Raw genomic sequence first — 21,194 nt, forward strand, 5'->3', positions numbered from 1 at the left:
CCTGGCCGGCATTTTTACGACAGGCATTTTTTAACGACAAGGGAGTCATCATGACCGTGACCGATGCACCAGAGCTGACTGAACGTGAAAGCGCCCTGCTGGCGAGCGTCCCGACGGGTCTGCTCATCAACGGCACGTGGCGTGCCGCCGCCTCGGGCAAGACCTTTGACGTGGAGGATCCGGCCACCGGCAAGGTCTTGCTGGCCCTGGCCGACGCGGGCCCCGAGGACGGGGTCGCCGCCCYGGACGCCGCCGTGGCGGCCCAGGACGAATGGGCCGCCACCGCCCCCCGCGTCCGCGCCGAGATCCTGCGGAAGGCCTTCGAGCTGGTCACGGCCCGCGCCGAGGACTTCGCCTTGTTGATGACCCTGGAGATGGGCAAGCCGCTGGCCGAGTCCCGCGGCGAGGTCAAATACGGCGCCGAGTTCCTGCGCTGGTTCTCCGAGGAGGCCGTGCGCTCCTTTGGCCGCTACTCCGGCAATCCCGAAGGCACCGCCCAGATCCTGGTGACGAAGAAGCCGGTGGGCCCCTGCCTGCTGATCACGCCGTGGAATTTCCCACTCGCCATGGCCACCCGCAAGATCGCCCCCGCCATCGCCGCCGGCTGCACCATGGTGCTCAAGCCCGCGAACCTGACCCCCCTGACCAGCCAGCTGTTCGCCCAGGTCCTGCTCGAGGCGGGGCTGCCCGCCGGCGTCCTGAACATCATCGCCACCTCCACCGCCGGCGCGGTGACCGGGCCGCTGATCAAGGACACCCGCCTGCGCAAGCTTTCCTTCACCGGCTCCACCCCCGTGGGCCGGCGCCTGCTGGCCGACGCCTCCACCAACGTACTGCGCACCTCCATGGAGCTCGGCGGCAACGCCCCCTTCCTGGTATTCGAGGACGCCGACCTCGACGCCGCCGTCGACGGGGCCCTGGCCGCGAAACTGCGCAACATGGGCGAGGCCTGCACCGCCGCCAACCGCTTCCTGGTGCACGAGTCGATCGCGGAGGAATTCGCCACCCGGTTCGCCGCCAAGATGGGTGCCCTGAGCATCGGCCGCGGCACCGACCCGGCGACCGAGGTTGGCCCGCTCATCGACGCCAAGAGCCGCGAGAAGGTCCACTCGCTGGTGACGGACGCGCTCGCCGACGGTGCCCGCGCCATTGTGGGCGGCGCCCCCGTGGACGGCCCCGGCTACTTCTACCAGCCCACCGTCCTGCAGGATGTGGAGCCCGGGGCGCGGATCCTGTCCGAGGAAATCTTCGGCCCCATCGCCCCGATCGTCACGTTCAAGAACGAGGACGAGGCCGTCGCCTTGGCCAACGACACGGAGTACGGCCTCGTGGCCTACGTCTTCACGAAGGACTACGCCCGCGGCCTGCGCATGGCCAACCGCATCGAAACCGGCATGATGGGCCTGAACGCCGGGGTCATCTCCAACGCCGCCGCCCCCTTTGGCGGCGTCAAGCAGTCCGGCCTGGGCCGCGAAGGCAGCCTGGAGGGTATCGAGGAGTACCAGTACACCCAGTACATCGGCTTCCCGAACCCGCACAACGCCTAGCGGTCGGAGGACCCGCCGCACGCGATGCAAAAGGCTCCGCCGGGCGACCGGTCGGAGCCTTTTTGCGGCCATCCACCCTGCCCGGGCGGGGCTTAGGTCTTCTTGAAGAGCGACGCCGGGATCGCCATCGCGCGCACGCGCGCCCCGGCGGTGGCCCGGGCCGTCAGGGCCGCCGCCACGTCTTCCACGGCGTCGGCGAGATCATCCCGCCCGTCCCCGCCCGCGCGGGCGGGTCCGTACACGGCGCGCTCAAACGCCGCGCGCACCGCGTCAACGCTTCCCCCGTAGCTTCCCCCGTGGCCGTTCCCGCCGAGCATGGTGCGGATCCGGGCAGCCTGCTGCCCGGGCGTCATAGACGGATCGGGCGTGTGCCCGAAGTCGACCGCCGTGTCCACCAGCTCCCGCCATGCCAAGATTTCCGGGGCATCGCGTGGGTCGGCCGCCACGAGCTGCAGTGTTGCCAGGCCCCCGCCGCCATCCTGCGGGACGTCGGTGCCGCCGGCCCGCTCCGCTCCGGAGGCGCCCGTGGCCCGCCCCGTCCGCAATCCGCGCCGGGGCGCCGGCCGTTCCCGCCGGCCGCCGCCGCGCACCAGGGCCAGGCGCCGGCGTCGGACCAGCACCCGGGTGAAGGCGGGGGCGCTGAAGAGCAGCAGCATCAACAGCACCGCCACCACCGAGGCGCTTGTCCTGGCCTGCGGCGGCGTCTGCGGCACGGCGGCCGGCGGCGCGGCGGTGGCGGTGGCGGACGGGGCGGCGGAGCCGGTGGCGCGGGGCACGCCGCCATTGAGCAGGTCCCCGCTGCCGATGCCTTGCCCGCCGACGCCGGAAATCTGGGCGTACGGCGGGACGGCGCCGCGGGACGGGGTGGGTTCAAACGGCACCCAGCCCAGCCCCTCGAAGTACAGTTCGGGCCAGGCGTGGGCGTCGCGCCCCACCACCTCAAAACCCAGGAGATCCTTGCCCAACACCCGCCCGGTGGCCGCCGTCCGCTGCCCGGGCGCATACCCCACGGCGATGCGCGACGGGATGCCCAGCTCGCGGGCCATGACGGCCATCGCGGCGGAGAAATGCACGCAATAGCCGGCCTTGACCTCGAGGAACTTCGCCAGCACGTTGAGCCCCGCACCGTCATAGCCCTCCTGGACGGGGGTCTTCTCGCTGTAGGTGAACTGGCTGGAGCGAAGGTAGTTCTGGAGGGCCAGCGCCCGGTCAAACGGGGTCGTCTTGCCGCCGGCCACGTCCCGGGCGGTCTTGCCGATGATGTCGGGGACGTTGTCCGGCAGTCTGGTGAAAATCGGATCCAGGCCGGCGCGCGGTTTGCCCACGGCCGCCTCCAGGATGTCCACGCTCAGCTTCGGCGCCTCACTGTGGACGATATATGTCTGCCCGCCGGTGGTCATGTTCTCGCCGTTGATCGCCAGCGTCGAGGGGTTCCAGGTCCACCGCCCAAAGAGGGACTCGACACTCGTCGGGGCATAGGGGACCGGCAGCCAGTGGCTGGTCAGGTAGACGGAGTCGATGGCGGTGAGGGTCTTGGTGGTCGGCACCACGGGATTGGGGCCAAAGTCCGGTGTGATCGCCGCCAGATCCGAGCTGAGGTCGGAGGGGATGGGCGAGGGCCGCCAGGTCTTGCCGCTAAAGTCCTCCAGCGTGTTCAGCCGCAGGTACAGCGGCGTGTCCGAGTCCGTCAGGTACGTCAAGTTCACCCGCCCGGACTGCGCCCGCAAACTGTTCCCCAGGGAGATCATCGGATCCAGCCCGGAGACGTCCCCGGGGTTTCCGACGCGGGTCCCCTCCGGGAAGAGGCCGTGGGTGAACCCGGGGATGGCCGGGGGCAGCAGCGTCATCAGGAGCACGACGACGGCTCCGAGCCCGGCCGCGCGGACGAAGGTCCCGCTGCGGGCCCGGTTGGCGGCGGGACGCAGCTTCCCGTCCGGGGCGTACCAGCGGCAACAGCCCAGGACCAGCATGAATCCGGCGGCGGCGCCGATGAACCCCATGGTGCTGATGGATTCATCGGTAGTCAGGGCCGGGGGCAGCAGGACCAGCAGGATGCCGATTCCGCTGGCCGCCGGCAGCGCAATGGTGATGGCGAGCGTGTCGATGAGCAGGGCGGCGAAGCCCAGCCCGGCGCAGATCACAAACGTGATCCCGTCGTCGGTCGGGACGGGGGTCGTATTGACCAGGATCGTCTGCCCGGCGCCCTGCAACAGCTCCCGGGCGGCGGCCACCGTGCGCGGGGACGGGATCAGGCCCAGATAGGCCGTGTGCGCAAAGAAGACCAGCGTCAGGCTCACGATCCAGCCGGCGAACGCGAAGATCGGGGCCAGCACGCTGTACTTCACGAACCGGCGGATGAGGGCCGGGGCGAAGGCCGTGAAGGCCGTGACGGTGGCCGCCTGCGGGAACCAGCGGAAGTCCAGCAACACGCCGTACAGGCTCAGCGAGCTTGCCATGACGGCGCCGAAGACCGCACAGGCCAGGACCCAGCGGGCGGGGCCGGTGGCTTGCGGGCCCACCAGCTGCTGCCAGGACGGGCGCGGGTGCTGCTCCGGACCCTCCCGGGCGCCGGGCGGCCGCCCCGGGTCCCGGACGGTTCCGCGCACGGTGCCCGTCATGGCCGGCTCCCGCGGACGGCGCCTTCGCCGTGTCGGGGGTGCCTCGCGGCAACCGTGGTCAGCGGCGAGGGCAGATCCACCGCCAGCCAGGCTTCCAGCAGGGCGGTCGCCGGCCGGACGGCCACGGCCTGCCAGCCGGCCCGGCGCAAGATGTTCAGGGGTTCGGCAACGTCCGCCGGGTGGTTGGAGACCAGGAACGCAAACGCGCCCTCGGCCGCCTCGATGGCCGCCGACAGGACCATGGCGTCCGCCTCCGTCAGCACACCCGTGATGGCAATGACCGGGCCGCGGCGGCGGGTTTGGATGAGCTTGTCCGCCAGGGTGTCGGCCAGCGGGGGCGCCGGGACATCCTCGAGGCCGCCCGAGAGGTCCAGGGCCGCCAGCGACTGCGCGATGGCGATGGCCCCGGGCTGCCCGGCAAAGTCCTCCCGGTCCGCTTCCGGTGCGGAGCGGGAGGTCAGGAAGGCGGGCCGGCCCTGATGGTCCAGCACGCGCAGGGTGTAGCTGCGTTCGAGCAGGTGCGCGGCGACGGACACGGCGGCCGTGACGGCCCATTCAAACGCCGGGGTGGTGACCAGGGCGCCGGACTTGGGCGCCGTCTTGTCCGAGCCGCCGTACGCCCGCAGCCGCTGGTCCAGTACCAGTGCGGCCTCCGGGGTGGTCACGGACTCCTCAGCGCGGACCATGAGCTTGCCCTGCCGGGCGGTGGCCGGCCAGTGCACGCGGCGCAGCGGGTCCCCGTACCGGTATTCGCGGGTCATGACATCATCGTCACTCGGGCTTGCCTGTTGCCGGGTGCTGCGCGACCCGTCCTGGCCGCGGCCGCCGGTGAGCGAGATTTCCGGCAGCGGGACGGCGGCGGGCGCGACGGTCAAAACGTCGCCCCGGTCCAGGTCGCGCCGCAGCAGGGCCACGTCGAAGGGGTCGCTGAATTTGGCGGTGAGCGGGCCAATCGTGAACAGGCCCCGGCGGCTGGGGCGCAGCACGTAGCTGTACCGGCTGAGCAGTCCGCGCGGCGTCACCGAGTTCGGGTAGTCAAAGGACGGCACGTCGACCAGGTGCGCCGGCAGCACTTCGATGATCCGCGCCCTCGCCCCGCCCGGCGTCGAGCCGTGTACGTCCACGGTGACGGTCGCCGTCGTGCCGGTCTCGACAAAGGCGGGGGAGAAGCTCCGACGCACCGTGAAACCCGGCTTGAACAGGTGGAGGCCGGCGCTGGCCAGCAGCGGGAGGGTGATCAGGAACACGGCCATCACCAGCAGGTCGCGGCGGCCCAGCAGCTGGGCCAGGGCGACGGCGGCCAGCCCCGCGGCGATCAGCAGCCAGCCGCGCGGGCGGAAGAAATACTGCGGAAGCCAGCTCATCGGTACCCGCCTACCGCCCCCGGTACGCCGAATTCGTCCGGGCCGTCACCGGCGATCCGTTCTGTGCCGCGGTGGCGGGCACCGGGAGCCGGGCCAGGGCGTCGGCAATGACGCCGGCCGCGGTGGTGCCCAGGCTGGCGGCCTTGCGTTCGACGATCAGCCGGTGGGCCAGCACGGGCTCGGCCAGCTCGCGGATGTCGTCCGGGAGTACGAAGTCGCGCCCGGCCAGCGCGGCGGCGGCCTTCGCGGCGCGCAGCAATTGCAGCAGCGCCCGCGGGCTGGCCCCGAGCCGCAGCGCGGTGCTGGTGCGCGTGGCCTGCCCCAACGCCACGGTGTAGTCCTTGACGGCGGCGGAGACGTGCGTGGCGGCCACCACCTCGAGCATGGCGGCCACGTCGGCCGAGGAGGCCACCGCCGCCACCGCGTCCAGGGGGTTGGTTGACTGGTGGGTTTCGAGCATGGCAAGCTCGGCGGCGGTGTCCGGGTAGCCCATGGAGATGCGGGCCATGAAGCGGTCGCGCTGCGCCTCCGGCAGCGGGTAGGTGCCTTCCATCTCGATCGGGTTCTGTGTGGCAATCACCATGAAGGGTTCCTGCAGCCGGTACGACGTGCCGTCCACGGTGACCTGGTGCTCCTCCATGCATTCCAGCAGCGCGGACTGTGTCTTGGCGGACGCCCGGTTGATCTCATCGCCGATGACCAGATTGGCGAACACGGCGCCGGGGCGGAATTCGAAGGACTGCGCCGACTGGTTGTAGATGGAGACGCCGGTGATGTCGCTGGGCAGCAGGTCGGGGGTGAACTGGATCCGGCTCACGGAGCAGTCCATGGTCCGTGCCAGCGTCTTGGCCAGCAGGGTCTTGCCGACGCCCGGCACATCCTCCAGCAGCAGGTGGCCACGGGCCAGGAGCACCGTCAGCGCCAGGGCCACGGCCTCCTCCTTGCCGTCGATCACGGTGTTCATGGCCGCCATGATGTCCCGGCTGAGCCCGGCGAACCGGGCCGCATCCATGGCCGGGTGCGTGCCGGTGCGCCCTGCGGCGGTCAACGTTTCGCGCGGTTGCATGCCCAACCTTTCAGGTCATTTTCAGACCGGCCACAGATCAATGCTGCAATCTCAGTGTKAGCCACGTTACCTGTTCCTGCTCCAGTGACAACACCTGGTGTGTCCCATGGACCAAGTATATTGTCGGATGGTCCAAGTGGCGTTTGAAATGTGATGACGCGCCACCGCCGTCGCGCACCCCTTCCGGGGCACCGGCGCCGGGTCCCACGCCGCTTTGGGTAAGGTTGTCAGATATGTGCTCCCCGTCCGTTCCCCGCCCGTACCGCCCCGAATCCCTGCCGGTGAATGCGGGGGCCGATGAGCCCGGCACCGGCCGCGGGAGGCCCCGGCCGGGCTTCGCGCCCGCCCCGCCGGCCCTGCCCGTGCCGGTGTACGACAACCACACGCACTTTGACTTTGGCGAGAACGCGGTGGATTTGCGGGCCGCCCTGGACGCGGCCGAGGCCGTCGGCATTGCCGGAGCCGTCCAGGTGGGCTGCGACCTGGCGTCCTCCCGGTTCACCGTGGCGGCGGTGCAGGCGGACCGGCGGGTCCTGGGCGCCGTGGCCATCCACCCCAACGACGCCCCGGAGCTGGCCGGCTCCGGCGGACTCGAGGCCGCGCTGGCGGAGATTGACGCGCTCGCGGCCCACCCCCGCATCCGGGCCATCGGGGAGACCGGCCTGGACTATTTCCGGACCGGTCCGGACGGGGTCGCCGACCAAAAATATTCCTTCCGGCGGCACATCGACATTGCCAAGCGGCGCAACCTGGCCCTGCAGATCCATGACCGCGACGCCCACGGCGATGTGGTGGACGTGCTGCGGGAGGAGGGGGCGCCGTCGTGCGTGGTGTTTCACTGCTTCTCCGGGGGCGCGGAACTGGCCAAAATCTGCAACGACAACGGCTGGTACATGTCCTTTTCCGGCACCGTGACGTTTAAAAATTCACATGATTTGCGCGACGCCGTGGCGGTGGCCGACCCGGCCCTGCTGCTGGTGGAAACGGACGCCCCGTTCCTGACGCCGCATCCGCATCGGGGGCGCCCCAATGCCAGTTATATGCTGCCATACACGGTGCAAGGCCTGAGTCAATTAACGGGCCTGGACCTGGCGGAGCTCGGGACGCTGCTGGCGGCGAACACGGAGGCCGTTTACGGTTCCTGGGACGCCTAGGGCCGTTATCGTTTCTTGTCTTATTGGTAACGATTGGGTTACGCTGGGGGACTATTAGCCGTGGTCGGGGAAGGCCAACGGGTGAAGCGCCTCAAGGAACTACCGTTCAATGAGCTCCCTGGGGCCACCGTTTTCAGCGACTGATTCCGTGCGAGGGCCGGCACACTCACGCCAAGGGGCGTGCCGGCTTGAGCGCGGGAGACGTCCGCCATTCCCCGTGCCCGGGTGCTCTAGTAGTTACGGGAACAAGTGACGTATTTCTCCACCGCCGCCGGCAAACTCAAGGCTGTCAAGATCGTCGGACAAGCCCTGGTTCTGCTGGCACTGGTCGCCGGACTCGTCGGATTCATCAATGCCAACAAGTCCGTGACCCTTGTGGTTGATGGCCAAAGCAGCACCGTCCAGTCGTTTGGCGGCTCCGTCGCCGACGTCCTGGACAAGGCCCACATCCCCGTGACCGCCGCCGACCAGGTCAGCCCCGCGCTGGAGACCGCAGTGGAAAACGGCACCGCCATCACCGTCAACACGGCCAAGAACATCACCGTGAAACTGGACGGCGCCGAGCACACCGTCACCACCACCTCGAACAAGATCAGCGGCCTGATCAACCAGCTGGGCGTCGCCGCGAACGCCCGCCTGTCCGTGCCGGCCGACGCCCTGCTGGCCAGCTCCAGCGGCATCAGCATCGTCACCCCCAAGCAGGTCACCGTGCTGGCCGACGGCAAGAAGACCGTGACGACCACCACCGCCGAAACCGTCGCCGACGTCCTGCGGGACACCGGAATCCGCTTGGCCCCCGCTGATCTGCTCTCCGTGCCCTCGATCGCGAACGTCGTGGACAACATGGTCATCAAGGTATCCCGCGTCAACGCCTCCGGCACCGTGCATGAAACCTCCGCCATCCCGTTTGAGATTGTCCAAACCGTTGACGCGTCCATGTTCAAGGACCAGAAGAAAACCCTCAGCGAGGGCGTTGCCGGGTCCCTGCAGAAAACCTTCCGGACGGTGACCGTTGACGGCAACGTGGTCAGCCGCACCGCGTCCGGCACCACGGTCCTGGCCGAGGCCGTTGCCGCGCGGGTGGTTGTGGGCGGCAAGGACCGCCCCGCCCCGAAATCCGCCGCGTCCGCCCCCGCCATGTCCAACCAGGCCATGTGGGAGGCCATCGCCCAGTGCGAGTCCGGCGGCAACTGGTCCATCAACACCGGCAACGGCTACTATGGCGGCCTGCAGTTCGACATCAATTCCTGGCTGGCCAACGGCGGCGGCGCCTACGCCCCGCGCGCCGACCTCGCCACGAAGGCCCAGCAAATCGCCGTCGCCAACACCTACTACGCCAAGGCGGGCCTCGCCCCGTGGGGCTGCGCCCACGTGGTGCAGTAGCACGGGCAACCGCGCGCATTTGCCGCCTGCTCCTTCGGATTCGCCGCCGGGGAGCAGGCTCTTTAATAGCGGATACGATTGTGCAGTGACCTTGCCGCAGCCCAGCCCCTCCACCCAGCCGCTCCTGGGCGCCACCGAGATCCGTCGGCTGGCGGCCGAAATCGGCGTGCGCCCGACCAAGACGCTGGGCCAAAATTTCGTCATCGACGGCAACACCATCCGCCGGATCGTGGCCGTCGCGAACGTGGATCCGGTCGAGACCGTGCTGGAGGTGGGCCCGGGCCTGGGCTCGCTGACCCTCGGGCTGTTGGATGCCGCCGCCCGGGTGGTGGCGGTGGAAATTGATCCGGTGCTGGCGGCGAAACTGCCGGCCACGGTGGCCGCGTTCCGCCCCGCCCTGGCGGACCGCCTCGACGTCGTGCTCTCCGACGCCATGCGCGTCACCGAACTTCCCGCCGAGCCAACAGCGCTCGTGGCGAACCTGCCCTACAACGTGGCCGTGCCCGTGGTGCTGCACCTGCTCGAGCACTTCCCGTCGCTGCGGCACGGGCTGGTCATGGTCCAGGACGAGGTCGCGGACCGCATGGTGGCCGGGCCCGGGTCCAAGACCTACGGTGTGCCCTCGGTCAAGGGCGCCTGGTATTCGCACATGCGCAAGGCCGGGGTCATCGGCATGAACGTGTTTTGGCCGGCCCCGAAGATTTCCTCCGGACTCGTGGCCTTCACCCGCCGCGAACCACCCGTCACCACGGCCAGCCGCGCCGAGGTGTTCGCCGTCATCGACGCCGCCTTTGCCCAGCGCCGCAAGACCCTGCGCGCCGCCCTGGCCGGCTGGGCCGGGGGAGCGGTGGAGGCCGAACGTGTCCTGCGACGCGCCGGCGTCGACCCCACCGCCCGCGGCGAGGTCCTGGACGTCGCCGCGTTTGCCCGCATCGCCGAGGCCAAGCATCCCGTGACGGCCTAGTGGACAAATACGTGGAACCCGTCAGCGGCGGCCCGCCCGGCACGCAACCGCCCGGCGACGCCTGGGCAACGGACGCCGACTGGGGGGCGCACATCAAGCGCGTCCGGGTCAGGGCGCCGGGCAAGATCAACGCCTCCTTCCGGGTGGGTCCGCTGCGCACGGACGGCTACCACTTCGTGGCCAGCACCTACCTGGCGGTGTCGCTGTACGAGGAGGTCCTCGCCACGGCCAAGCCCGGCACCCCCGCCGGCGACGTCACCGTCAGCATCAGCCCCGCGAGCACCCTGGACCCGGCGGCGCTGGCCACCATCCCGCTGGATGATGACAACCTGGCCGTCCGGGCGGCCAGGCTGGTCGCCGACGTCAGCGAAAGCACGTGCGGGGTCCACCTGGAAATCACCAAGCACGTGCCCATCGCCGGCGGCATGGGCGGCGGCTCGGCCGACGCCGCCGCGACCCTGGTGGCCTGCGACGCCCTGTGGCACACGGGCCTCTCCCGCGAGGAGTTGTCCCAGCTGGGCGCCGAGCTCGGCGCGGACGTGCCGTTCGCGCTGTTGGGCGGCGCCGCCGTCGGGCTGGGCGTGGGCGACCGGCTCACGGCCGCGCTGGCACCGACCGCCCTGCACTGGGTGCTGGTGCAATCCGACTTCGGCCTGTCCACGCCCCTCGTCTACGGCGCCCTGGACACGCTGCGGGACGGGGCCGAGCCGCCCGTCCCGGACCAGGTGGATCCGCACATCCTGGCCGCCCTGCGCGCCGGTGATCCGGCGCTGCTGGCCGGCTGCCTGGCCAACGACCTCCAGCCCGCGGCGGTGTCGCTGGCCCCCGGGCTGGCCGAGGTGCTCGACGCCGGAAAGGCGCGCGGCGCGCTGGCGACGCTCATCTCGGGGTCCGGACCCACCGTGGCCATGCTGGCCGCCGATGAACGGCACGCCCGGAACCTGAGCGCCGAACTCGGCGCCGCCGGGTATGCCGCGCAGGCGGTGCAGGGCCCGGTGCATGGGGCGCACCGCGTGCTCGACTCTTAAGATTTTTGTTTCCTTAGTGAAAGTGGTTTGACGTGGCACATCTCCTGGGTGGAGAAAATCTCAGCATCGCCTTTGCCACCCGCACCGTCTTGGACAGTGTGACGGTTGGGCTCGAGGAAGGCGACCGGATCGGCATCGTGGGCCGCAACGGCGACGGCAAGTCCACGCTGATGCGCCTGCTCGCCGGGCGCCAAACCGCGGATTCCGGCCGGGTGACCAAGCGCGGCGGCGTGCATGTGGGCTACCTGGACCAGTCGGACGTGCTCGACGGCGAAAACACGGTCGGGTTTGCGATCGTGGGTGAAGCCGCCGACCACGTCTGGGCGTCCAACCCGAAAATCCGCGAAATCATGGGCGCGCTCGTGGGCGAGGTGGACTGGGACGCCAACATCCACTCGCTCTCCGGCGGGCAAAAGCGGCGCGTAGCCCTGGCCAAGCTCCTCATTGGCGACGACGACGTCATCATGCTCGACGAACCCACCAACCACCTTGACGTGGAGGGGGTGGCCTGGCTGGCCGGGCACCTGAAGGAACGCTGGCGGGCCAACGAGGGCGCGTTCGTGGTGGTCACGCACGACCGCTGGTTCCTGGACGAGGTGTGCACCCGGACCTGGGAGGTCCACGACGCCATGATCGACCCGTTTGACGGCGGCTATGCGGCCTATGTGCTGGCCCGGGCCGAACGGGACCGCAACGCGTCGGTGGTGGAGAGCAAGCGCGTCCAGCTGGTGAAGAAGGAGCTGGCCTGGCTGCGCCGCGGGGCCCCGGCCCGCACGGCAAAGCCGAAGTTCCGCATCGAGGCGGCCAATGAGCTGATCGCGGACGTGCCCGAGCCCCGCGACACCGTGGCGCTGTCCAAAATGGCCACCGCCCGGCTGGGCAAGGATGTGCTGGATCTGGAAAACGTCTCGCTTTCCTATGGGGAGAAGGAAATCTTCAAGAACATCACCCTGCGCCTGGCCCCGGGCGAACGGCTGGGCCTGGTGGGCGTCAACGGCGCCGGCAAGACCACCTTGCTCCAGCTGCTCAACGGCGAAGTCACGCCGTCGTCCGGGCGGCTCAAGCGCGGCAAGACCGTCCAGACGGCCGTGCTGACGCAGGAGGTGCGCGAACTGGACGACGTCCTGGACCTACGGGTGCTGGAGGTCATCGAACGGGAGAAGCGCTCCTTTGACGTGGGCGGGAAGGACATGAGCGCCGGGCAGCTGGTGGAGCAGCTCGGGTTCACCAAGGACAAGCAGTGGACGCCCGTGCGCGATCTCTCCGGCGGCGAGCGGCGGCGGCTGCAGCTGTTGCGCCTGCTGGTGGGGGAGCCGAACGTGCTCATGCTCGATGAGCCCACGAACGACCTCGACACCGACACCCTGGCGGCCGTGGAAGACGTGCTGGACGGGTGGCCGGGGACGCTGATTGTGGTTTCGCACGACCGGTACCTGCTCGAGCGCGTCACGGACCACCAGATGGCGCTGCTGGGCGACGGCAAGCTGCGGGGGCTGCCCGGGGGAGTGGACCAGTACTTGACGTTGCGCCAGGAGGCCTTGTCCGCGGCCAAGCCCGCTGCCGCCCGGGCTGCCGCCTCGGGGCCGTCCGAGAGCGAGAAGCGCGACGCCCGCAAGAACCTGAACCGGGTGGAGCGCCAGTTGGGCAAGCTGGCCGCCGCCGAGGCCAAGGTGCACGCCCAGATGGCCGCCCACGTGGGCCAGTATGACGTCCTGGGCGAGCTGAACGGGAAGCTGGCGGAGCTGGCCGATGAAAAGGCGGGGCTGGAGCTGGAGTGGCTGGAGGCCTCCGAGGTGCTGGAGTAGTTATGCGCTGAACCCGTCGGCAGTCTGACGCGGAACGGAAGGAATCTTCCGCTATGCGCACGACCCGTGACGAGTTTTGCGCCCGGCGGCCACCGGCGCGGAACCCGCCGTGAGTTCGGCGCATGCGAAAACCATTCGACGCTCATGCGCTGAACCCGGCGGCAGTCCGACGCGGAACGGACGCCGGGCGTCCTCCCCAGCCGGTCCCCTCCACGTTCCCCTCCACAGGTTCGACGCCGGGGCTGCCGCGACCTGCGCCCCGGGGACACACTGGGTTGCATGACGATGCCGTTGAAAGCGAAAACCCGGCCGGTGGAGGCTTACATTGCCCTGTTCGGCAAGGTGGCGCGGCGCAAGGATCTTCTGGCCGGCGGCTACACGGCGTGGAACGTAAAACAGGCCGTGTCCTCAGGTCGCATCCGTTGCGTCAGTCGTGGCTACTACGCCCTGCCGGACGCGAGTCCCCTGGACCTTCACTTTGCCCGGCACCAGGCCCGGCGGACGTGTTTCACCAAGGCGGAGGAACTTGGCCTCTGGATCATCAAGCCACCTCCGCAACCGCACGTGGCCGCGGCGCATGGCCGGCCGGTGCCAGGCTGTCTGGTCCACCGGGTCAGCGGCGGCCAAACCCTCCTGGACGTCTTGCGCCAATGCGTCAAGTGCGGAGCGGAGGTGGAAGCCTTGGCCGTTCTGGAATCCGCAGTAGTCCTTAGACAATGCACGATTCAGGATCTCCGTGAGGCTTTTTCCGGCCGTGAGGACACTGCCGGACGAGCCATCATTGACATGATTGACCCGCAGTCGCAGTCCATCGCCGAGACAGTGGGCCGGTACCACATCAGAAAAGCCGGCTTCAACGTGCAGGCCCAGTTCTACATTAAGGATGTAGGGCATTTGGACCTGCTTGTTGAGGGAGTCCTCGGGGTGGAGACCGACGGCAAGAGGTTCCATGACACACCGGAGGGCTGGGAAGAGGACCTGCGGCGGGACAATCTACTGGTGATCAAGGGAAAGTGGTGTTTGAGGATTCCGGCCAAAGTGGTGCTGTACCACCCCGAGCTCATGACGCGGTGGGTGCGGCAAGCCCTTGAGATGATCAATCACGCACAAAACCCGTCGTGAGTCCGGCGCACAGCCCCGTATGTGAATTGCGGCACGTCGCGAATTTCCGCAGCCACCCTGCCCAACTCGCGAAATAAGTGCCCGCCGTGGCACACTATATTGTCGTGAGCTTGCCGTAAAACGAAAACCTCACATTCCGCCCTGGTGTAATGGCAGCACCCCAGCCTTTGGAGCTGTGGAGTATAGGTTCGAATCCTATGGGCGGAACCCCGCGGACGGTCGGCGCGTCTGCTGAACGGGTACCATGGACTTGAATCCCATTGCGTACGTTTGATCACGGACTATGTCCGGGTAGGAGTGGCACTTAGTGAGCCCCCAAGACACCGAATCGTTCAACCCCGCCGCCGTAATCGTGTTGGCCGCCGGAGCCGGCACCCGGATGAAATCCCGGCTACCCAAGATCCTGCACCCCCTTGGCGGCATCTCCATGGTGGGGCACGCGGTGGCGGCGGCGAAGGGCCTGAACCCGGAGCGGCTGGCGGTGGTGGTTCGGTTTGAGCGTGACCAGGTGGCGGCGCACATTGCCGAATTGGACGAGTCGGCGGTGATCGTGGACCAGGACGACGTCCCCGGCACGGGCCGGGCGGTCCAGGCGGCGCTCGCCGAGCTCGATGCCCGGGCGACGGTCACGGGCACCGTGGTGGTCACCTACGGCGACGTCCCCCTGCTCACCACGGAACTGCTCACCGAACTTGTCACCACCCACCAGCGGGACCACAACGCCGTCACGGTGCTCACGGCCGTGCTTGAGGACGCCACCGGCTACGGCCGCATCCTCCGCGACGAGGCGGACGGCACCGTCCTGGGCATCCGTGAGCACAAGGATGCCACGGACCAGGAGCGCCGGATCCGCGAGATCAACTCCGGCATCTACGCGTTCGACGCCGCGGTCCTGCGCGAAGCGCTCAAGAGCGTCACCACCGACAATTTCCAGGGTGAGATGTACCTCACCGACGTCCTGGGCCTGGCCCGGAACGACGGCGGCCGGGTCGCCGCCGTCGTCACTACCGACCGGTGGCAGGTGGAAGGCGCCAACGACCGCGTCCAGCTCGCCACCCTGGGCGCCGAGCACAACCGCCGGATCGTCGAGCGGTGGATGCGCCAGGGCGTGAGTGTGATCGACCCCGCCACCACGTGGATCGATTCCACCGTGCGGCTGGCCGAGGACGTCACCATCCTGCCCGGCACCCAGCTGCACGGCTCGACGACGGTGGCCGGCGGCGCCGTCGTCGGCCCCGACTCTACCCTGACCGACGTCCAGATCGCCGCCAACGCCGAGGTCACCCGCACGCACGGCTCGGGCGCCGTCATCGGCGAGGGCGCGCACGTGGGCCCGTTTACCTACCTGCGCCCGGGCACGGTGCTGGGCGCGGACGGCAAGATCGGCGCATTTTACGAGACCAAGAACGTCACCATCGGGCGCGGCTCCAAACTCTCGCATCTGGGGTATGCGGGGGACGCGGAGATCGGTGAGGACACCAACATCGGCTGCGGCAACATCACGGCCAACTACGATGGCGTCAACAAGCACCGCACGACGATCGGATCGGGCGTGCGCACCGGCTCCAACACCGTGTTCGTGGCCCCGGTGATGGTTGGTGACGGCGCCTTCACGGGGGCTGGCGCCATTGTCCGCAAGGACGTCCCGGCCGGCGCGCTGTCGGTGACCGTGGCCCCGCAGCGCAACGCCGAGGGCTGGACGGCGGCCAACCGGCCCGGCAGCATCTCCTCCGCCGCGGCCGAAAAAGCGGCCGCCCATGACGCGGCCGCCAAATAAAGACTTCTCACCTCCCGTCCCCCCTGCGAGAAAGCGATTCCATGAGCGAACTTAGCCACAATGTCGACAAGAAATTGGTGTTGGCAACCGGCCGTGCCCACCCCGAGCTGGCCGAGGAAGTGGCACGTTGCTTGAACACGGAACTGCTGCCCCTGTCCGCCTACGACTTCGCCAACGGGGAGATCTACGTCCGGTCCGGGGAGAGCGTGCGCGGCAAGGAGGTGTTCATCATCCAGTCGCACCCGGCGCCGCTGAACAACTGGCTCATGGAACAGCTGATCATGGTCGACTCCATGAAGCGCGCCTCCGCCCGCCGCATCACGGTCGTTTCGCCGTTTTACCCGTACGCACGCCAGGACAAGAAGGGCCGCGGCCGCGAGCCGATCTCCGCCCGCCTGGTCGCCGACCTCTACAAGACTGCCGGCGCCGACCGCATCATGAGCGTTGACCTGCACACCGCCCAGATCCAGGGCTTCTTCGACGGCCCCGTCGACCACCTGTTCGCCATTCCGCTGCTGGCCGACCACATCCGCCAGATGGTGGGGGACGACGCCGTGACGGTGGTATCCCCGGACACGGGACGTGTGCGCGTGGCTGAGCAGTGGGCCGATCGCCTCGGCGGCGTTCCGTTGGCCTTCGTGCACAAGTCGCGCGACTTGACCGTGCCGAACCAGGCGGTGTCCAAGACCGTGGTGGGACAGGTGGAGGGACGCACCTGCGTGCTCATTGACGACATGATCGACACCGGCGGAACCATCGCCGGCGCCGTCCGCGTCCTGAAGGACGCCGGCGCCAAGGACGTCATCATCGCCGCCACCCACGCGGTGTTCTCCGAACCGGCCTCCGAGCGCCTCGCCAACTGCGGCGCCCGCGAAGTGGTCGTCACCAACACGCTGCCGATCCCGGAAGCCAAGCGCTTCCCCACCCTCACCGTCCTCTCCATCGCACCGTTGATCGCCCGCGCCATCAAGGAAGTCTTCGAGGACGGCTCGGTCACTAGCCTCTTTGACGGCAACGCCTAAACACCGCCCGCAAGCCACTTACTCTCTGCGATGAACTCGCCCCGAGTCCTGCGCATCTTGTCCACGTGCGCGGGACCGGAAGCCGGTCCTGCGCCTGGTGGAAGAAATCTTAGGGCATGCGCGGAACCCGCCTCGGGTTCCGCGCATGCGGCGCTCCCGGCGTGCCCGGTCTGCTAAACTTATGCGGTAAACCTTGGCGAGGGACGCTTCCTGGCAAGCGTCCGTGATCGACTGGGTCTGACGGCTCCTGAACTTTTGTGTCATGGATCGTGTGCAGGCCTCATTTTGTCCACGCGAAGTCATTCAACATCAAGAAGGAGCTTTTATCATGGCTGAAATCAAACTTGCCGCCGAGCAGCGCACCGAGTTCGGCAAGGGTGCGGCCCGCCGCATCCGCCGCGCGAACCAGATCCCCGCCGTCATCTACGGCCACGGCGCCGAGCCGATCCACATCGTGCTGCCCGTCCTGGAAACCGTCCGGGCAATCCGTGGCGCCAACGCGCTGCTGACCATCGACGTCGCCGGTACCGAGCACCTTGCCCTGGTCAAGGACGTCCAGCGCGACCCCCTGCTGCAGATCGTCGAGCACATCGACCTGCTGACCGTCAAGAAGGGCGAGAAGGTCATCGTTGACATTCCCGTCTTCGTCATCGGCGAGCCGGCCTCCGGCGTCGTTGCCAACCAGGAGGAAATGACCGTCAGCCTCTCCGCCGACGCGACCCACCTGCCCAAGCACGTCGAGCTGGACCTGACCGGGCGCACCGCCGGCCAGCACGTCCACGCCAGAGACCTGGTCCTGCCGGCGAACGTCGAACTGCTGACCGATCCCGCGCTGTTGATGGTGCACCTGGATGAGCTGGCCGCTGCCCCCGAAACCGAAGAGGCCGCGGCAGAGTAGGCACGTTTCTTCAGTGAGCAACGCCTGGCTGGTAGTCGGGCTCGGGAACCCCGGGCCCGACTACAGTCGCAATCGGCACAATATCGGGTACATGGTGGTCGAGGAACTCGCATCCCGCCTCGGCGCCACGTTCAAGACCCACAAGGCCCGGGCGCTGGTCGCCGAGGGCCGCCTCGGCATCGGCGGCCCCAGGCTGATCCTGGCCAAGCCGGCCACCTTCATGAATCTTAGTGGAGGCCCGACGGCGTCCCTCGCCAAATTCTTCGACGTCACCGCCGACCATGTGGTCGCCGTGCACGACGAAATCGATATCCCGTTCGATACGGTGAAGCTCAAGCGCGGCGGTGGCGAGGGCGGCCACAACGGCCTGCGCGACATTTCCAAGACCCTCGGCACGAAGGACTATTTCCGGGTGCGGGCCGGTGTCGGCCGTCCGCCGGGCCGCGCGGACGCGGCCGGCCATGTGCTCAAGGACTTTTCCCGGGCCGAGGCGAAGGAGCTGCCATTCCTGGTCGATGCCGCCGCCGACGCCGTCGAACTCCTCATTACCGCGGGATTGCCGCAGGCGCAGCAGAAGTATCACGGGTAGGCTGCGGAGTTCGTGTTGTAATAAAACGGTATAATTTGTCTGGCACCGCTGTTATGATCTGGACTAGGCGCGGAGGGGGATCTCRTGAGGGATTCGCCAACAGCAGGACAATTGAGGTCTCGGACATGACAATTGATAATGTTGTCGCTGCCCATACTTGGGGTAATGGTGAAAAATCACCTGCTCGTGAAGCCATGGGAGCGGCGGAAAGACGGTTGTGGTCTTCCTTTGTGCGACAAGGGGAGATCGAAGATCTGGTCAATGCGATACATGACAGTGCCAAGTACGGGGTCGCCGTAGTTGGACCGTGGGGTGTGGGAAAGACCACACTCGCGCGCGCCGTTGAATCCGCACTCGCTCCGACCACCCACGTGGTGCACCTTTTTGGCTCGTCCGCCGAAACCCTTGTCCCCTACGGTTCCCTGGCCATGATGATGGCCCGCCTGCCCGCCGGCGCCGCGGAATCGCCCACCGCCATCATCCATGGCATCGGCGGGCTGATCCACAAGGACGCCAACGGTCTTGACGTCCTGCTGGTCATCGATGACCTTCCGGCGCTGGACCCGATGACCGTCGGGGTCATCATGCACATGCTGCTCAGCCGTTCCGCCAAGGTGCTCGTGCTGGTTCGTGAATCCAACCAGCTTCCGGAAGACCTCGTATGGCTGGTCAAGGACCGCCTGCTGGGAGAAATGCGGTTGGAATACTTCAGCCGGGCCGAGGTGGGCAGCCTCATTACCAAAGCCACCAACACGTTTATTTCCGAATCGGCCATCGGCGCCCTGCACAAGGCCAGCAATGGAATTCCACTGGTGCTGCAGGCGCTATTTCATGAACAGGTCGCAAATGGCAGCTTGAAACTCAGGCGCGGCGGCTGGGTCCTTTCCGGGCCCATGAATGTGGAATCCACCAGCGCCTTGGCCGAAATCGTGCGCTCCCGGCTCGCCCGCGAAAGCGAGGGCGTCCGCCTCGCCGTGGAGAAGATGTCATTGATCGGCCGGGCCCCGCTTCCCATAGTGGCGTCCGTGCTCGGACACGACGCGATGGCGGAGATGGAAGAGCGCGGCTTCCTGGAGATCAGTACCGAGGACCGCCACCACGCCTACCTGCGCGAGCGGTACGTGGGCGACATCGTGCGGAACTGGCTCGCTCCGGAACGCATGGCGGAGCTGTTCAACGAAATCTCGACAAGTCTGCGGCCGGGGCTGGATTCACTGGATGCGCATGAAGTCATGTCGCTGGCCGCGTGGACCCTCGACGCCGGACTCGGCCTGGAGCCGCAATTTGGACTGGCGGCCGCCATCTCGGCCGTCCGCCACTTTGACCCCCTGCTGGCCCTGCGGTGCACGGCCGAAATTCCGCAGGGGCATCCCCTGCGTGTGCGTGCCGTGCAGACCCGCAGCGCGGCGTACAAGATCATGGCGACCTATGGCCGGGCCGTGGAGGAACTTCTCGCCGTCCCGCCGGACGTCATCGCCGGGCTGGACCTGGCCGACTATGGCTCGTGGATCATCTCCTTGACGGGGGCGCTGCTCTGGGTTGAGGGCGGCTATGCCCGCGTCCACGAGATACTGGCCCAGGCGGAGGCCCGCATTGCGGCGGCGGAGACCGAGAGCCTGCATGCCGACATCCGCGCCGCGCGGGAGCTGGTTCGCCTGGCCTACTTTGAGTACCAGGTGCACCGCGGCGAGTTTGCCGACATCGTGGACGACCTCGTGGCGGCCAGCGAGGGCGATGACGGCGAATTTGGCCTCAATTGTGCCAGTTTGCTGGTGCCCACCCTGACGGTGCTGGGCCGGGAACTGGAAGCCATCGCGTTGGCGCGCCAGATTCAACGCAAGGTTGACGGCAGGGACGCGCCGCTGTTGTTCTCGGAATATTACCGGGACGGACAGGTCAACGCGCTGATCTGGAGCGGTCAATGGATCGAGTGTGTGGAGATGCTCCGCGACGAACTGGAAAGCATGCCGCTGCCGTCCCAATACCGTGGCGGGCTGATCGAACTGGACCTTGGCCTGGCCCACACCTATGCCGGGCGTGGCGCCGAGGCCGTTGAGGTGTTGATGGCGGCCACCGCCCAGCTGGAGGTCCGGGAAAGCAACAATTGCCTGGGCCTGGCGTACTCTGCCTTGGCTTTCGCGTATGCGCAGATCAACAACGAGGAAGAATCCCTGCGGTACCTGGCCTTTGCCGGCACCGTGGACGGGCCCACGCCGTGGACCAACCGCGCAATGGCCTACTTCTTCCGCCTGATGGCCTCGCGCTGGCTCGACGATCCCCGGGCCGTGGAAAAGCTGCATGACTCGGCGCGCGAGGACATCACGAAGCAACGCTTCGCCACCGCGTCAATGTCCCTTTTTGGCGGCACCATCCATGCCTCGGACAAGGACTATGCACTGTTGGAGGAGGTCTCGCTGCGGCGTCAGGGACCCATGCCCTCGATCAGTGTTGCCCTGGCCAGAAGCTGCCGCACCCACGACGCCGCCACCGCGCTGGAAGCGGCCGCCGCGGCCCAGGAACTCAAGCTCGACGCCGTCGAGTCCCGATGCGCGGTCCTCGCCCTGGACTTCGCGAGGGAAAACGGTCAGAATTCACTGGCCCGGGCGGCCCGGCAACGCATTGAGCGGCTCCGGGGCGGCCTTGCAATGCCGCCCATAGTGCCGCAGACTGAAGGAATTAAACTCACCCAACGGGAGTTTCAAATCGCCAAGCTGGCGAAACGGGGGCTGGGGAACCGGGCCATCGCCGACCGCATCGGCGTGTCCGTGCGCACCGTGGAAGGACATTTGTATCAGGTGTACATTAAGTTGGGGATCACCACCCGCGTGGAGCTGGAGCAGGATCAGGAATTGTGAAC

The 21,194-nt window shown here is 68.0% G+C and carries 15 protein-coding genes and 1 tRNA gene; 13 read left to right on the top strand and 3 right to left on the bottom strand.

Features of this window, described 5'->3' with window-relative positions:
• Positions 1 to 50 precede the first annotated feature (50 nt).
• Positions 51 to 1,547 (top strand): NAD-dependent succinate-semialdehyde dehydrogenase, encoded by a 1,497-nt coding sequence (locus tag AB4Y80_RS06040; protein ID WP_442212686.1) that lies wholly within the window; start codon positions 51 to 53, stop codon positions 1,545 to 1,547.
• 92 nt (positions 1,548 to 1,639) lie between these two features.
• Here the strand turns inward: AB4Y80_RS06040 and AB4Y80_RS06045 are convergent, their stop codons facing one another.
• The 3 genes from AB4Y80_RS06045 to AB4Y80_RS06055 are packed head-to-tail and all read right to left on the bottom strand — an operon-like array spanning position 1,640 to position 6,595.
• Positions 1,640 to 4,165, bottom strand: a complete 2,526-nt coding sequence (locus tag AB4Y80_RS06045; RefSeq protein ID WP_442212687.1) for a transglutaminase TgpA family protein — start codon at positions 4,163 to 4,165, stop codon at positions 1,640 to 1,642.
• Positions 4,162 to 5,529: a DUF58 domain-containing protein gene (locus AB4Y80_RS06050; protein ID WP_442212690.1), complete on the bottom strand. Its 1,368-nt coding sequence runs from the start codon at positions 5,527 to 5,529 to the stop codon at positions 4,162 to 4,164. The genes AB4Y80_RS06045 and AB4Y80_RS06050 overlap by 4 nt, the downstream gene beginning before the upstream one ends.
• 10 nt (positions 5,530 to 5,539) lie before the next feature.
• Entirely contained in the window at positions 5,540 to 6,595 is a 1,056-nt protein-coding gene (locus AB4Y80_RS06055; RefSeq protein WP_442212692.1) for an AAA family ATPase, read from the bottom strand.
• Positions 6,596 to 6,828: 233 nt separating this feature from the next.
• On the opposite strand from AB4Y80_RS06055, the gene AB4Y80_RS06060 reads away from it, so the two are divergent.
• The 12 genes from AB4Y80_RS06060 to AB4Y80_RS06115 all read left to right on the top strand — a co-directional run bounded on the left by AB4Y80_RS06060 (position 6,829) and on the right by AB4Y80_RS06115 (position 21,192).
• On the top strand, positions 6,829 to 7,749 hold the full coding sequence (locus AB4Y80_RS06060; RefSeq protein WP_442212694.1) for a TatD family hydrolase: 921 nt from the start codon (positions 6,829 to 6,831) through the stop codon (positions 7,747 to 7,749).
• Positions 7,750 to 7,998: 249 nt separating this feature from the next.
• Entirely contained in the window at positions 7,999 to 9,132 is a 1,134-nt protein-coding gene (locus tag AB4Y80_RS06065; protein ID WP_442212696.1) for a transglycosylase family protein, read from the top strand.
• Positions 9,133 to 9,217: 85 nt separating this feature from the next.
• On the top strand, positions 9,218 to 10,096 hold the full coding sequence (rsmA, locus tag AB4Y80_RS06070) for a 16S rRNA (adenine(1518)-N(6)/adenine(1519)-N(6))-dimethyltransferase RsmA (protein ID WP_442212698.1): 879 nt from the start codon (positions 9,218 to 9,220) through the stop codon (positions 10,094 to 10,096).
• Between the two features lie 92 nt (positions 10,097 to 10,188).
• A complete protein-coding gene (locus tag AB4Y80_RS06075; RefSeq protein ID WP_442212757.1) occupies positions 10,189 to 11,124 on the top strand; it encodes a 4-(cytidine 5'-diphospho)-2-C-methyl-D-erythritol kinase in 936 nt (311 codons plus the stop codon).
• Between the two features lie 32 nt (positions 11,125 to 11,156).
• Entirely contained in the window at positions 11,157 to 12,929 is a 1,773-nt protein-coding gene (locus tag AB4Y80_RS06080; RefSeq protein WP_442212700.1) for an ABC-F family ATP-binding cassette domain-containing protein, read from the top strand.
• A 279-nt stretch (positions 12,930 to 13,208) separates the two neighbouring features.
• Positions 13,209 to 14,051, top strand: coding sequence for a hypothetical protein (locus tag AB4Y80_RS06085; RefSeq protein WP_442212702.1), 843 nt, complete (start codon positions 13,209 to 13,211; stop codon positions 14,049 to 14,051).
• Between the two features lie 135 nt (positions 14,052 to 14,186).
• A tRNA-Gln gene (locus AB4Y80_RS06090) sits at positions 14,187 to 14,258 on the top strand.
• 100 nt (positions 14,259 to 14,358) lie between these two features.
• Positions 14,359 to 15,828 carry a bifunctional UDP-N-acetylglucosamine diphosphorylase/glucosamine-1-phosphate N-acetyltransferase GlmU gene (gene glmU / locus AB4Y80_RS06095; protein WP_442212704.1) on the top strand — a complete coding sequence of 490 codons (1,470 nt, stop codon included), beginning with the start codon at positions 14,359 to 14,361 and terminating at the stop codon, positions 15,826 to 15,828.
• Between the two features lie 41 nt (positions 15,829 to 15,869).
• Positions 15,870 to 16,850 (top strand): ribose-phosphate diphosphokinase, encoded by a 981-nt coding sequence (locus AB4Y80_RS06100; RefSeq protein ID WP_442212706.1) that lies wholly within the window; start codon positions 15,870 to 15,872, stop codon positions 16,848 to 16,850.
• A 328-nt stretch (positions 16,851 to 17,178) separates the two neighbouring features.
• Positions 17,179 to 17,748, top strand: coding sequence for a 50S ribosomal protein L25/general stress protein Ctc (locus AB4Y80_RS06105; protein WP_442212708.1), 570 nt, complete (start codon positions 17,179 to 17,181; stop codon positions 17,746 to 17,748).
• Positions 17,749 to 17,761: 13 nt separating this feature from the next.
• Entirely contained in the window at positions 17,762 to 18,337 is a 576-nt protein-coding gene (gene pth, locus AB4Y80_RS06110; protein ID WP_442212710.1) for an aminoacyl-tRNA hydrolase, read from the top strand.
• A 314-nt stretch (positions 18,338 to 18,651) separates the two neighbouring features.
• On the top strand, positions 18,652 to 21,192 hold the full coding sequence (locus AB4Y80_RS06115; protein ID WP_442212712.1) for a LuxR C-terminal-related transcriptional regulator: 2,541 nt from the start codon (positions 18,652 to 18,654) through the stop codon (positions 21,190 to 21,192).
• Positions 21,193 to 21,194 lie beyond the last annotated feature (2 nt).

The organism is Specibacter sp. RAF43 (genome assembly GCF_052114065.1).
In the GTDB taxonomy this organism is placed as follows: domain Bacteria; phylum Actinomycetota; class Actinomycetes; order Actinomycetales; family Micrococcaceae; genus Specibacter.

What these genes read in the sequence shown, in the direction of transcription:
- AB4Y80_RS06060 (WP_442212694.1), top strand. Translation starts at nt 6,829, where the DNA reads ATGTGCTCCCCGTCCGTTCCCCGCCCGTACCGCCCCGAATCCCTGCCG.
- AB4Y80_RS06045 (WP_442212687.1), bottom strand. Translation starts at nt 4,165, where the DNA reads ATGACGGGCACCGTGCGCGGAACCGTCCGGGACCCGGGGCGGCCGCCC.
- AB4Y80_RS06085 (WP_442212702.1), top strand. Translation starts at nt 13,209, where the DNA reads ATGACGATGCCGTTGAAAGCGAAAACCCGGCCGGTGGAGGCTTACATT.
- AB4Y80_RS06105 (WP_442212708.1), top strand. Translation starts at nt 17,179, where the DNA reads ATGGCTGAAATCAAACTTGCCGCCGAGCAGCGCACCGAGTTCGGCAAG.
- AB4Y80_RS06050 (WP_442212690.1), bottom strand. Translation starts at nt 5,529, where the DNA reads ATGAGCTGGCTTCCGCAGTATTTCTTCCGCCCGCGCGGCTGGCTGCTG.
- AB4Y80_RS06055 (WP_442212692.1), bottom strand. Translation starts at nt 6,595, where the DNA reads ATGCAACCGCGCGAAACGTTGACCGCCGCAGGGCGCACCGGCACGCAC.
- AB4Y80_RS06100 (WP_442212706.1), top strand. Translation starts at nt 15,870, where the DNA reads ATGAGCGAACTTAGCCACAATGTCGACAAGAAATTGGTGTTGGCAACC.